Here is a 12,724-nt window from a genome sequence, read left to right as displayed (position 1 = left end):
CATGGTTCAGATCAGGGCGATGACAGAGAACGATGTAGCGTCGGTATCGCGGCTGCTGGGAGAGTCTTGGCGGCGCACCTATTCGTCGATCCTGGGACCTGAAAATACCGCGCGGCTCTCGGACGACAAGCATGCGCCCGAGCGGCTGGCCGAGGAACTTGCGGACGACAACAAGATGTCGTTCGTGGCCGAACGGCCGGACGGTTCGATCGCCGGCTACGCGATGGCGGCGATGGACGATCGTGGCGATGTCCTGCTCGACCGGCTGCACATCGACAAGACAGAGTTCGGCAGCGGGCTCGCCACCGACCTGCTGCACGCGGTGCTTGTCGCGCATGCCGGCATCCCCAGCATTGCGCTGGAAGTGATCGAGGGCAACGACCGGGCGATCGCCTTCTATCGCAAGCACGGTTTCGAAGTGGTCGAGCGCCGCACGGCCGCGCACGGCGTTGGCGGCCACGCCTCGCTGATCATGCGCCGGCTGCTGTCGAGGGCGTAAGGGGAGGGAATAGGCCGTAGGGAATAGGGAAAAAGGTGGCGCAGACCGATACCCTACGCCTACAGCCTACTGCGCCGCCGCTTGCCGGCCGTCCTCGTCGTCCGGCATATCGAGAATTTCGATCAGCCGCGCCACCTTCGTTCCCGGCAAGGGGCGGCCCTCGTTGACCAGCGCCTCGTCGGCACCGAGCCAGGCGAACGCCTCGCGCAGTTCTTCAAGGGTGGCGCCGGTCAGCGCGATGTCGGCTATGACTGCCTCGTCTACCGGCCCCAACACCGAAATGATGTCGTTGCGTGTCATGGTCACCTCCATGCTAAGTGCCGGCCGGTCGTCGAGATGACGCCGAGACCCGGCCATCCAGCCAACGGATTGCGAGTAAAAACCGCCGACAAAGCAGAATCTGGGTCTTCTTTTCGACTAAGCAAGGTGAACGCGCGCGCCTTTTGCCGTCAAGCAGTCGAGTGCGGATCGATGCTGTAGAGATGCACGGAATAGCCGGGACCGATGGCGTCGCGCACCCGGTCCGTCCAGGCGAGGACCGCCGGGTAAGCCGCCAGCGCAAAGCCGCAATCTTCGGCACGGTGGCCGCAGGCATAAACAGCAATGTCGGCGATGGTGAGCGTGTCGCCGACAAGGAACGGCGTGTCGTTCAGGCTGCGCTCCAGCGCTGCCAGCGTGCTGGCGCCGGCTTCGCGCTTGGCCGGAACCATCGCCTGGTTGCGCTCCAGCCTTCCGGCCAGCGTCCAGAAGCGCAGGGAGCCGATGACCGGCTCGACATGGTACTGTTCGAAGAACAGCCATTGCATAATTTTCGCGCTGACATAGCGATCCGCCGGCAGCAAGGGCGTGCCTTCGGCGGGATAAATGAGGATCGCATTCGATTCGGCGATCGCACGGCCATCCTCGAGTTCGAGCACAGGAACGGCGCCGGCCGGGTTGAGCTTCAGGAAGGCGTCGGTGTGGCTCTCGCCCTCGAAAATCGACACCAGGCGGCTTTCATAGGGAATGTTAAGCAGGCCGAGGACGACCCTCGCCTTCCAACCGTTTTGCGACGGCAAATAATCATGAAGCGTGAGCATGGCTGTCCTTTCGCTGGGGTCGACGCCTGATTTGCACGGTGCCACGATACCAGCCACCCGAATCCTGCAATGTGTACGCGCGAAAACAGATAAACTATACGCATGTAAAGTTTTATTGACTTCGCTATATGTGCGATTTACCCGATAAACACTTGCGTCGGATAACTGCGCGGGCAAGCAATCAGTCTGCGTGTGAGAGGAATCGCAAGCATGAGCCTTTCGCGCCGCAGCGAGATCGCCGCCGAGGCCGTGGGGCCAACGATCGTCGCCGGCGAAATCCTGGTCGAGATCATGGCGACGGAACGGGGTTTCGGCTTCCTCGAGCCGCAAACGCTCGTCGGGCCATTCCCCAGCGGTGCGCCGGCGATCTTCATCGATCAGGTTGCGCGGCTGGGGGGCGGCGCCGGCATTATCGGCTGCGTCGGCCGCGACGATTTCGGCACGCTCAACCTGGACAGGCTGGAGCTCGACGGCGTCGACGTCTCAGCCGTCGATATCAGCGACCGCTTCCCGACGGGATGCGCCTTCGTGCGCTACCGGCCCGATGGTATCAGGGACTTCGTCTACAACATCGCCGAATCCGCCGCCGGGCAGATCCACCTGACCACTGCTGCGCGCCTGCTGGCGGACAGGGCCGGCCATCTGCATATCATGGGATCGACGCTGTCGGTGGCAGGGCTGAAGGAGATCGTCAGCCACGCAGTGCAGGCGGTTCGTGCCCGCGGCGGCTCGACCTCATTCGACCCGAATGTGCGCAAGGAGCTGATCGACGGCTCCGACGGCGCACTGTTTTCCGCACTCATCGACGATGCCGACCTGCTGCTGCCGTCCGGCGACGAATTGCTCGCTACGGCGGGCGTCGATGACGAGCATCAGGCGGTGGCGGCGCTGTTTGCCAGGGGCGTCGGCGAGATCGTGCTGAAGCGCGGTGCTGACGGATCTTCCTGGTTCGGCGCCGAGGGCGCCAGGACCGACTGCGCCGGTTTTCAGGTCGAGGAAGTCGACCCGACGGGCGCCGGCGATTGTTTCGGCGCCACTTACCTGACCTGCCGGCGCCAGGGGATGGAGCCCGGCAAGGCGCTGCTTTATGCCAATGCCGCCGGCGCCCGCAACGTCACCCGGCGCGGCCCGATGGAAGGCACCGCCGGCTTCGATGCGCTTGACCAATTCATCAAGGGAACAGCGAGACGGACATGAGCGCCAACCCGCTTGCAGGCCTCGCCAGCGCGCGCAAAAACGGCTCGCCCTACGGCATCACCTCGATCTGCTCCGCGCATCCGCTGGTGATCCAGACGGCGATCAGGCGCGCCGTTGCCGACAGGGAGAAAAACCTGCTGATTGAGGCAACCTGCAATCAGGTCAACCAGTTCGGCGGCTATACCGGAATGACCCCGGCGCTGTTCGTCGCCTTCGTGCTGGAGATTGCCTGCCGCGAAGGGCTGGAAGCCTCGCGCATCATCTTCGGCGGCGACCATCTGGGACCGAACCCGTGGCGCGCAGAGCCGGCGGCGCAGGCGATGGACAAGGCCGAGGCCATGGTCGGCGCCTATATCGCGGCCGGCTTCACCAAAATCCATCTCGACGCATCGATGGGCTGCGCCGGCGAGCCGGCGGCGCTTGACGACGAGACCATCGCCACCCGGGCGGCGCGGCTGGCAAAGGCGGCCGAAACGGGCGCGCACGCCGCAGGCAGCACCTTGCCGGTCTACATCATCGGCACCGAAGTTCCCGCCCCCGGCGGCGTCGACCATGCGATCAGCGAGTTGAAGCCGACCGAGGCGGCGGCGGCGAGGCGCACGATCGAGGTTCACCGGGAGATCTTTGCCCGCGAAGGCCTGACCGAGGCGTTCGGCCGCGTCATGGCCGTGGTGGTGCAGCCGGGCGTGGAATTCGGCAGCCAGAACGTCGTCGCCTACGCGCCCGAGAAATCCAAGGGCCTGACCGGCTTGCTCGATGAGCAGCCGTCGCTCGTCTACGAGGCGCATTCGACCGACTACCAGAGCCGTGCGGCTTTGACCGCGCTGGTCGCAAACGGCTTTCCCATCCTCAAGGTCGGCCCCGGCCTGACCTTCGCCTTGCGCGAGGCGCTTTACGGGCTCGACCTGATAGCATCCGAAATGGCCAGGGACTATGGCGACCGGTCGCTCGCCCGGACCATGGAAGGCGCGATGCTGGCAGCACCCGGCCATTGGCACAGCCACTATCACGGCAACGAAGCAGAGCTCTATGTGCAGCGGCATTACAGCTACAGCGACCGCATCCGCTATTATTGGAGCAACCCCACCGCTGTCGCGGCCGTCGAGCGCCTGCGCAAGGCGCTGGACGGGGTCGCCATTCCCGAAACGCTGATGCGGCAATTCCTGCCGGCGCTGCCGGCCGAACTCGGGTCGGCGGGCAATCCCGAGGCTATCCTTCTCGAAGCTGTCGATCAGGTGCTGGCCGACTATGACGCGGCCTGCCGTGGGACCTGAGTGCATTTGCGCCGGGTTGATCTTTGCCTCAGCCCAGTGTCTCTGACGTTTCCATGAAACCAGCCATGTTCTTTCTCCTGTTCGCGGCCTCTCTGCTGGCGTCGCCGGCACGCGCCGACTGGAAGCCGGTCGAAAAGGTCGAGACCTACGCCATCGCAGGGCGGACCGGCCCGGAACTCTATGCCGCGATCGGCGAAGCCGGCCCCTTGCTCGGCAAGGGCCGGGTCATCGCGCACACCAATTTCAAGCTGACCTGGACCAGGGACTACAGGCCGAAAGGCGACGCCTGCGAGCTGGTGTCGGCGCGGCCGAAACTGATCATCACCTACACCTTGCCGAAGCCGGCCGAACCGTTGCCGGCTTCCGTCCAGAAGAACTGGACGGTGTTCATCGCCGGGCTCGCCGCCCACGAGAGAGTGCATGGCGCAGCCATCGCCGAGATGGTGCGCAAGATCGAGGCGGTGAGCGTCGGCCTGACCGTTACTGATGACCCCGGCTGCAGCAAGATCAGAACCGAGCTGACGAGGCAACTCGCCCAGATCTCGCTGGCACAGCGGCAGGCGAGCCGCGACTTCGACCGAGTCGAATTCGGCCCCGGCGGAAACCTGCAGAAGCTGGTGCTGGCTTTTGTGAATGGGAGGTAGTTTGCCGGTGTGCCGGTCATAGCGCCGAGTGTTCCGAACGACAAGAGTACCGGCCGCATGGCCGCTTTACAGGCAGGCTTGGTAGCGCTACCGTCTGATTGTCGCGCGACCTGTTCGGGGAATGGGAGACGGTCGCGAGGCGGGAGAGGAGCGGTTTCCTTCGGGGCGTCGCAAGAAGCATTCGGGAGGAGATCGATGGCGTCTGTCGCGATCGGCGACGTTTACAAATCGTTCGGGACCGTCGAGGTCCTGCATGGCGTCAGTGTGGATATCGATGACGGCGAATTCGTCACGCTGGTCGGCCCGTCGGGTTGCGGAAAATCGACCCTTCTCAGGATGATCGCCGGCCTGGAAAAGATTTCTCGGGGCGAGATCGCCATCGGGGATCGGGTCGTCAACAACGTTGCCCCGAAAGAGCGCGACGTTGCCATGGTGTTCCAGAACTACGCGCTCTACCCGCACATGACGGTCGCCGAGAACATGGCGTTCTCGCTCATGCTCAAAGGTGTTTCGAAGGCCGATTGCGCTACCAGCATTCAGCGCGCCGCCGAAATCCTCGGGCTGGTGCCATTGCTGACGCGATATCCGCGCCAACTTTCCGGCGGCCAGCGCCAGCGCGTCGCCATGGGCCGGGCGATCGTGCGCGATCCACAGGTTTTCCTGTTCGACGAACCGCTCTCCAATCTCGACGCCAAGCTCAGGGTGCAGATGCGCGCCGAGATCAAGGAACTGCACCAGCGGCTCAAGACGACGACAGTCTATGTCACCCACGACCAGATCGAGGCCATGACCATGGCCGACAAGATCGTCGTCATGCATGACGGCATCGTCGAACAGATCGGACCGCCGCTGGAGCTCTACGACAGGCCCAACAATCTCTTCGTCGCCAGTTTCATCGGCTCGCCCGCCATGAACCTGATCAAGGGCGAGATCGTCACCGACGGGTCTCCGTCCTTTCGCGGCGCCGGGGGAATTTCCGTGCCGCTGGCCGGCGCGCCGGCCGTTGGCAACGGTCATCCGGTGGTGCTGGGAATACGGCCCGAGCATTTGCGGCTATCGTCAGACCAAGGCATTCCAGTCACCGTCGCGGTGGTCGAGCCGACCGGGTCGGAAGTGCAGATCATCGGCCGCACCGCCGGCGGCGACGAGATCGTCGCCAATTTCCGCGAACGCCATGCCTTCACACCGGGCGAATCCATACGGCTCTCTGCCGCGCCTGGCCTGATTCATCTCTTTGACGGCAAGACTGGAACACGATTTGAAACGCGTAACGGATGGTAAGGACCGCATAGCAAGGAAGATAAACCGGAGGAGACGACCATGAAATTCACGAGACGCGATGTAATCCGCACGACCGCAGGTGCCGCGGCGGGAGCTCTGGGAAGCCGGTTCGTCGGCTCGCCGGCTTTTGCCCAGGAGGGCTTGAAATACAAGCCCGAGGAAGGCGCAAAGCTGCGGCTGCTGCGCTGGTCGCCCTTCGTCAAGGGCGATGAGGATCAATGGCTGGCCAACACCAAGCGCTTCACCGAGGCGACAGGTGTCGAGGTTCGTGTCGACAAGGAAAGCTGGGAGGACATTCGCCCCAAGGCAGCGGTCGCCGCCAATGTCGGTTCCGGCCCGGACCTCATGTTCGTCTGGTTCGACGACCCGCATCAATATCCAGACAAGCTGCACGACGTGACCGAGCTCGGCGAGTATCTGGGCTCGAAATATGGCGGCTGGCACGACGGACCAAAGCAATATGCGACGCGGGACGGCAAGTTCGTCGGCCTGCCGCTGGCCACGATCGGCAATGCCATCGTCTATCGCGAAAGCTGGGTGAAGGAGGCCGGCTTCTCCGAATTTCCGAAGGACACGGCAGGGTTCCTCGAGCTTTGCAAGGCGTTGCAGGCGAAGGGACATCCGGCCGGCTTCACGCACGGCCACGGCGTCGGCGACGGCAACAATTACGCGCACTGGCTGCTGTGGAGCCATGGCGGCCAGATGGTCGACGAGAGCGGCAAGGTGGCGATCAACAGCCCCGAGACGCTAAAGGCGATCGGATACGCGCAGGAACTCTACAAGACCTTCATTCCCGGGACCGAAAGCTGGCTCGACGTCAATAACAACCGCGCCTTCCTGGCCGGCGAACTCGGCGTCATCGCCAACGGCATTTCCGCCTACAATACGGCCAAGATCAACAAGGACAACGATCCGAAGCTGGCTGAGATCGCCAAGGACATCCGCACCACCAACCTGCCGATCGGTCCCGTCGGGAAATCGGTCGAACTGTTCCAGGTGACCACCGCCGTCATCTTCAACTACACGCCCTACCCCAATGCGGCCAAGGCCTATCTGCAGTTCATGTTCGAGGATCCGCAGATGACCGACTGGATCACCTCCTCGGCGGGCTATTGCTGCCAGACGCTGAAGGCCTTCGACAACAATCCAGTGTGGACGGCCGACCCGAACAATGCCGCCTATGCCAAGGCCTCGGCGACGCTGCGCCCCAACGGCTATGCCGGGCCGCTCGGCTATGCCTCGGCGGCGACCATGGCCGACTATGTCCTGGTCGACATGTTCGCCAAGGCGGTGACCGGCCAGGCGACGCCGCAGGAGGCGATGGAGGAGGCGGAGAAGCGCGCCAACCGCTACTACCGCGTTTGATCACGGCACCGCCGGGCAGCGTCTAGTGCGCTGCCCGGCCCGTCGCACAATCCCATGGCGGCCGTTGACGCCGTGACCTGATTCCCCGATGAGGAGCCCTTCATGGCCGTGCCGTCCGTTGCCGCCCAGCCGCGTCCGTCGATGCTTTCGCGGATCTCCGAAAGCCGCAACGCGCTGGGCTTCGGCTTCATGCTGCCGGCGGCGGCGCTGCTGCTGGTCTTCCTGACCTATCCGCTCGGGCTGGGCGTCTGGCTCGGCTTCACCGATGCCCGTATCGGCCGCCCCGGCATCTTCATTGGCACCGAGAACTATCAGTATCTGTGGAGTGACGCCGTCTTCTGGCTGTCCGTCTTCAACACCTTGCTCTACACGGTCAGCGCCTCGATCCTGAAGTTCGTGCTCGGCCTGTGGCTGGCGCTCATTCTCAATGAAAACCTGCCGTTCAAATCGTTCTTCCGCGCGATAGTCCTGCTGCCTTGGGTGGTGCCCACCGTACTGTCAGCCATCGCCTTCTGGTGGATCTACGATTCGCAGTTCTCCATCCTGTCCTGGGCGCTGCAGCAAATGGGCCTGATCGACCACCGCATCAATTTCCTCGGCGATCCGGAGAATGCGCGCGCTTCGGTTATCGCCGCCAACGTCTGGCGCGGCATTCCTTTCGTCGCCATCACGCTGCTCGCCGGCCTGCAGACCATTCCGCAGTCGCTCTACGAGGCGGCCACGCTCGACGGCGCCAGTCGCTGGCAGTTGTTTCGTTATGTGACTCTGCCGCTGCTGACGCCGATCATCGCCATCACCATGACCTTCTCGGTGCTTTTCACCTTCACCGATTTCCAGCTGATCTACGTGCTGACCCGGGGCGGACCGGTGAATGCCACGCATCTGATGGCGACATTGTCTTTCCAGCGCGGCATTTCCGGCGGCCAGCTTGGCGAGGGCGCGGCCATCGCGGTGGCCATGATCCCGTTCCTGCTGGCGGCGATCCTGTTCAGCTATTTCGGCCTGCAACGCCGCAAATGGCAACAAGGCGGCGGAGACTGACATGGTCAAGACGGCCGCGACAAGGAAGGCGAAACGTGGGGATATCGACGAAGGCGGCATGGGCTACCTGCAGAGCCTGCCGCGCCGCGTGGTGACGGTCTATCTGCCGCTGCTGGTGTTCGTCTTCGTGCTGTTGTTTCCGTTTTACTGGATGACGATCACGGCGGTTAAGCCCAATCTCGAGATGACCGACTATGCGCAGTTCAATCCGTTCTGGGTGGTGCATCCGACATTGGAGCACATCCGCTATCTCCTGTTCGAGACCTCCTATCCGGGCTGGCTGCTCAACACGATCATCATCTCGACCGCCGCCACGTTCCTGTCGCTGCTGGCGTCGGTGTTCGCCGCCTATGCGATCGAGCGGTTGCGCTTCTCCGGGGCGCGGCAGGTCGGCCTCGGCATCTTCCTCGCCTATCTGGTGCCGCCCTCGATCCTGTTCATTCCGCTGTCGGTGATGGTGTTCAACCTCGGGCTCTACGACACGCCCTTCGCGCTCATCCTTACCTATCCGACCTTCCTGGTGCCGTTCTGCACGTGGCTGTTGATGGGTTACTTCCGCTCCATCCCGTTCGAACTGGAAGAATGCGCGCTGATAGACGGAGCGAGCCGGTGGCAGATCCTCACCAAGATCGTGCTGCCGCTGTCGGTGCCCGGCCTGATCTCCGCCGGCATATTCGCCTTCACCCTGTCATGGAACGAGTTCATCTATGCGCTGACATTCATCCAGTCCTCGGAAAACAAGACCGTGCCGGTGGGTGTGCTGACCGAGTTGGTGCGCTCCGACGTCTACGAATGGGGGGCGCTGATGGCGGGAGCGCTGATCGGCTCGCTGCCGGTGGTGGTGCTCTATTCGTTCTTCGTCGAGCACTATGTCTCGTCGATGACCGGCGCGGTGAAGGAGTGACGCGCCGGCTCACGCGAGGCGACCGGCGCGGTCAGATCGCGCCGATGATGCCGCCGTCGACGCGGATGTTCTGGCCGGTAATGTAGCCCGCACCTTCGGAAGCGAGGAAGGCGATGGTCGCGGCAATTTCCTCCGAGGTGCCGTAGCGCTGCATCGGCACGCTGTCGCGGCGCTCCTCGGTGGCCGGCAGGCTGTCGATCCAGCCGGGCAGCACATTGTTCATGCGCACATTGTCGGCGGCGTAGGTGTTGGCGAAGATCTTGGTGTAGGCGGCAAGACCGGCGCGGAACACGGCGGATGTCGGGAACATCGGGCTCGGCTCGACCACCCAGGCGGTCGAGATGTTGATGATGGCGCCGGCCTTCTGCTTGACCATCTGCGGCGCCACGATGCGCACCGGCCGGATGACGTTCATCAGATAGACGTCGAGACCGGTGTGCCACTGCTCGTCGGTGATTTCGAGGATCGGCGCGCGTGGCCCGTGGCCGCCGCTGTTGACCAGCACGTCGATGCGGCCGAAGCGCTCGAGCGTCAGGTCGGCGAGCCGCTGCAGATCGTCATTCGACTGGTTGGAGCCGGTGACGCCGAGGCCGCCAATCTCCTTGGCCAGAGCCTCGCCCTTACCGGAGGACGACAGGATCGCGACCTTGAACCCGTCCGCCGCCAGCCGCTTGGCCGCCGCCGCGCCCATACCGCTGCCACCCGCGACGACGACTGCCACTTTTTCTACACTCATTTTTCTCTCCTTGGGGTTTTGCGGCGTGTGTCTCGCGACTTCAAAGGATGATATAGCCGGTCTTGCCATCTGGTTCGAACCAGAAAGCCTGAAATCAAGCTGTAGAAAAACTCCTGCATGCCCGAAGCCTTCCTGAGCCTGCCGCCGTTGAATGCGCTGCGTGCCTTCGAAGCCGCCGCGCGTCATCTCAACTTCCGCATCGCCGCGCAGGAGCTGAACGTGACGCAAGGGGCGGTGGCGCAGCATATACGCGGGCTGGAGGCCGATCTCGGCACAAAACTCTTCGACCGGCTGCCGCGCGGCCTGGCGCTGACCGATGAGGGCCGCGCCTATATGCCCAACATCCGCCGCGCCTTCGAGCTGATCTCGGAGGCCACCTTGCTGCTGCGGCCCGAACCGGCGCGGCTGACGATCAGCGTCACGCCGAGCTTTGCCACCAAATGGCTGATCCCGAAACTGCCGGAGTTCGTCGCGCACAACCCGCTCGTCGATCTGCGAATCCTGGCCAGCGAAAACCTGTCGAGTTTTCAGGCCGACGGCGTCGACATTGCGGTCAGGCAAGGCCGCCCGCCCTTCGGCGCCGGCCTGATGGTCGACCTGTTGTTCCCACAGCAGATCGTCGCCATCTGCAGCCCTGCCCTGCTGCCTACCGAGGCGAACGAGATCGCGACGGCCGATATCCAGCATCATGTCCTGTTGCACGACGCGCACAATCTGTGGCCGGAATTCATGGAGAGAGCGCTCGGCCTGAGGATGGCCACCGGGGCCAAACGCATGCGCTTCAACCAGACAGGCCTAGCCATCGACGCCGCCATTGCCGGCCAAGGCATCGCACTGGCCAGCCGTTTCCTCGTCGCTGCCGACATTGCCGCCGGCCGGCTGGTGCAGCCGATCAACGCGGAGATGCGTGGGACGCACGATTTCTATGTCGTGATGCCGCGCAAGCAACGGCACCCAGAACCGACGCAAGCCGTGCGGCAATGGCTGCTGGATGAGGGCGATGCGGCGCGGCTGTGATAGATAGCCGATCTCCCCGCAAGGCGGGAGATCCGCAGCTTGGCCGACGCCGCCCCTTTCAGCCTCGCCGAGCAATGTCGGCCGCCACTGCCTTCGCCTCGCGTCCAATTTCCCTGAGCAGACCGGTGACCGGATTGTAGAAGCCGACGAGGTAGAGGCCGAGTTGCGAGGCGCGGGCGTTGACGCCACTGCGCTCCGGCTGCAATTCCACGGGCAGAAACTTTTCGTAGCCCGGGCGATAGCCGGTGGCGAGGATGACGGCGTCGAAATTTTCCAGCCTGCCGTCGGTGAACGCAGCGCCGCGCTCGGTGAAGCCCGCTATGTCGGGTGCGATCTTGATGGCGCCTTTGGTGATGGCGTCGACCGTGCCGACGTCGATGACCGGGATGCGGCCGACTTCGTCGATCTGTTGCAGGATGCCCTGCTTCGGCCTGACGATGCCGTATCTCTCGAGCTTGCCCAGCGCGAAATCGAGGATGATCGGAAACATCCACTCGTTCAGCGCCTGCGGCATTGGCCGGCTGGCGATGCCGACCATCTGGATCGGCACGCCAAACAGCTGGCGCGGCACGATGTGGACGCCCTTGCGCACCGAAATGGTCGGACGCGCGCCACTTTCCGCCAAGTCGAGCGCGATCTCGGCGCCGGTGTTGCCCATGCCGACGATCAGCACCGAGCGGCCGGCAAAGGGCGCCGCTTGCGTATAGTCGGCGCTGTGCAGCACCTCGCCCTTGAAAGCCTCGATGGCAGGGAGCCGGGGGACGATCGGCTCGGCATTGTTACCGCTGGCGATGACGACATGGCGCGCCTTCAGGTTGTCCGAACCTGTCTCGACCAGAAAACCGCTGTCGGTACGGCGAATGGCTTTCACCGTTATGCCGAAGCGCGGGCGCAGATCGAATTTTTCCGCATAGTCGTCGAGGTAACGGACCACCAGTTCGCGCGGCACGTAGCGCGGATAGTTTTTGGGAAAGGGCAGGAACGGCAGCGACGAGAACGACTTGACCGTATGCAGATGCAGTCGCCGATAGTGCCGCCGCCAGGCGGGCGCGATCTCCTGCGATCTTTCGAGCAGGATGAAATCCACTCCTGCCCGCTTCAGGCAGGCACCGACCGCAAGGCCGGCAGGCCCGGCGCCGACAATAACGACAGTGGTGTCCAAGCGATTCTCCTCCCGCCGGGTTGGCAGAGGTTATGCGCAGAGGCGCAGGCGGGACAAGTCACCCGTTGCGCAGCATCCCGGCCGCGAAGGGAGGGCTGGCGTTCCTCCCTAGCCGACATGCTCGGCGCGCAGCTTCTTCTTTATCTGCTCGAGCGCTGCCTCGCCGCCCCTCGCCAGTTCATCGGCGTTCCTTGCCAGCTTGTCATCGGCGTTGCGGTATTTGCTGCCCCAGGCGCCGAGCGTCGCCAGCACCGGCAACAGGTCGATGCCCGCCTCCGTCAGCTTGTAGATCGCCTTGAGCTTGTGCGTGGGGTCGTCGCTTCTTGTGACGATGCCCTCATCCTGCAAGGTCTGCAGCCGCTCGGCCAGGGTGCGCGACGAGATGCCTTCGCCTGATAGCAGGAACTCCCGGAAGTGCCTTTTTCCCTCGAAAATCATGTCGCGGATGATCAGCAGCGTCCAGCGGTCACCGAGCAATTCGAGCGATAGGCTGATGGGACAGCCGGATCTTTCCCTGGTCGACAT

General features: G+C 63.7%; 14 protein-coding genes. 9 read left to right on the top strand and 5 right to left on the bottom strand.

Annotated features, from left to right (window positions below; translation table 11 throughout):
* The first annotated feature begins 1 nt into the window (after position 1).
* The gene (locus X751_RS159800) at positions 2-499 is read left to right on the top strand and encodes an N-acetyltransferase (protein WP_023743905.1); all 498 of its coding nucleotides are present in this window, start codon (positions 2-4) and stop codon (positions 497-499) included.
* Positions 500-565: 66 nt separating this feature from the next.
* Here X751_RS159800 and X751_RS159805 read toward each other — a convergent pair whose 3' ends face one another.
* Positions 566-799 carry a hypothetical protein gene (locus X751_RS159805; protein ID WP_081731640.1) on the bottom strand — a complete coding sequence of 78 codons (234 nt, stop codon included), beginning with the start codon at positions 797-799 and terminating at the stop codon, positions 566-568.
* 149 nt (positions 800-948) lie between these two features.
* A complete protein-coding gene (locus tag X751_RS159810) occupies positions 949-1,578 on the bottom strand; it encodes a glutathione S-transferase family protein (protein ID WP_023743903.1) in 630 nt (209 codons plus the stop codon).
* Positions 1,579-1,788: 210 nt separating this feature from the next.
* On the opposite strand from X751_RS159810, the gene X751_RS159815 reads away from it, so the two are divergent.
* From X751_RS159815 to X751_RS159845, 7 genes are all read left to right on the top strand, one after another.
* Complete coding sequence (locus X751_RS159815) at positions 1,789-2,775, top strand: sugar kinase (RefSeq protein WP_023827251.1); 987 nt, start codon at positions 1,789-1,791, stop codon at positions 2,773-2,775.
* Complete coding sequence (locus X751_RS159820) at positions 2,772-4,049, top strand: D-tagatose-bisphosphate aldolase, class II, non-catalytic subunit (protein ID WP_023743901.1); 1,278 nt, start codon at positions 2,772-2,774, stop codon at positions 4,047-4,049. The genes X751_RS159815 and X751_RS159820 overlap by 4 nt, the downstream gene beginning before the upstream one ends.
* Before the next feature lie 65 nt (positions 4,050-4,114).
* Positions 4,115-4,693 (top strand): DUF922 domain-containing protein, encoded by a 579-nt coding sequence (locus tag X751_RS159825; RefSeq protein ID WP_348524529.1) that lies wholly within the window; start codon positions 4,115-4,117, stop codon positions 4,691-4,693.
* Between the two features lie 195 nt (positions 4,694-4,888).
* Entirely contained in the window at positions 4,889-5,974 is a 1,086-nt protein-coding gene (gene ugpC / locus X751_RS159830; RefSeq protein ID WP_023689809.1) for a sn-glycerol-3-phosphate ABC transporter ATP-binding protein UgpC, read from the top strand.
* A gap of 39 nt (positions 5,975-6,013) precedes the next feature.
* On the top strand, positions 6,014-7,339 hold the full coding sequence (locus X751_RS159835) for an ABC transporter substrate-binding protein (protein ID WP_023693796.1): 1,326 nt from the start codon (positions 6,014-6,016) through the stop codon (positions 7,337-7,339).
* Positions 7,340-7,441: 102 nt separating this feature from the next.
* Positions 7,442-8,380: a sugar ABC transporter permease gene (locus tag X751_RS159840; RefSeq protein WP_023693797.1), complete on the top strand. Its 939-nt coding sequence runs from the start codon at positions 7,442-7,444 to the stop codon at positions 8,378-8,380.
* A gap of 1 nt (position 8,381) precedes the next feature.
* Complete coding sequence (locus tag X751_RS159845; protein ID WP_023673469.1) at positions 8,382-9,284, top strand: carbohydrate ABC transporter permease; 903 nt, start codon at positions 8,382-8,384, stop codon at positions 9,282-9,284.
* A 31-nt stretch (positions 9,285-9,315) separates the two neighbouring features.
* Here X751_RS159845 and X751_RS159850 read toward each other — a convergent pair whose 3' ends face one another.
* Positions 9,316-10,020, bottom strand: coding sequence for an SDR family oxidoreductase (locus tag X751_RS159850; protein WP_023715144.1), 705 nt, complete (start codon positions 10,018-10,020; stop codon positions 9,316-9,318).
* A gap of 117 nt (positions 10,021-10,137) precedes the next feature.
* On the opposite strand from X751_RS159850, the gene gcvA reads away from it, so the two are divergent.
* Positions 10,138-11,037, top strand: coding sequence for a transcriptional regulator GcvA (gene gcvA / locus X751_RS159855; RefSeq protein ID WP_023743899.1), 900 nt, complete (start codon positions 10,138-10,140; stop codon positions 11,035-11,037).
* Between the two features lie 58 nt (positions 11,038-11,095).
* Here the strand turns inward: gcvA and X751_RS159860 are convergent, their stop codons facing one another.
* Complete coding sequence (locus X751_RS159860) at positions 11,096-12,199, bottom strand: NAD(P)/FAD-dependent oxidoreductase (RefSeq protein WP_023673466.1); 1,104 nt, start codon at positions 12,197-12,199, stop codon at positions 11,096-11,098.
* A gap of 108 nt (positions 12,200-12,307) precedes the next feature.
* Positions 12,308-12,724: a helix-turn-helix domain-containing protein gene (locus X751_RS159865; RefSeq protein WP_023743898.1), complete on the bottom strand. Its 417-nt coding sequence runs from the start codon at positions 12,722-12,724 to the stop codon at positions 12,308-12,310.

The organism is Mesorhizobium sp. LNJC394B00 (assembly GCF_000502555.1).
In the GTDB taxonomy this organism is placed as follows: Bacteria; Pseudomonadota; Alphaproteobacteria; order Rhizobiales; family Rhizobiaceae; genus Mesorhizobium.
The sequence above is the reverse complement of the archived record's forward strand: the minus strand, read 5'-3'. Positions and strand labels throughout refer to the sequence as shown.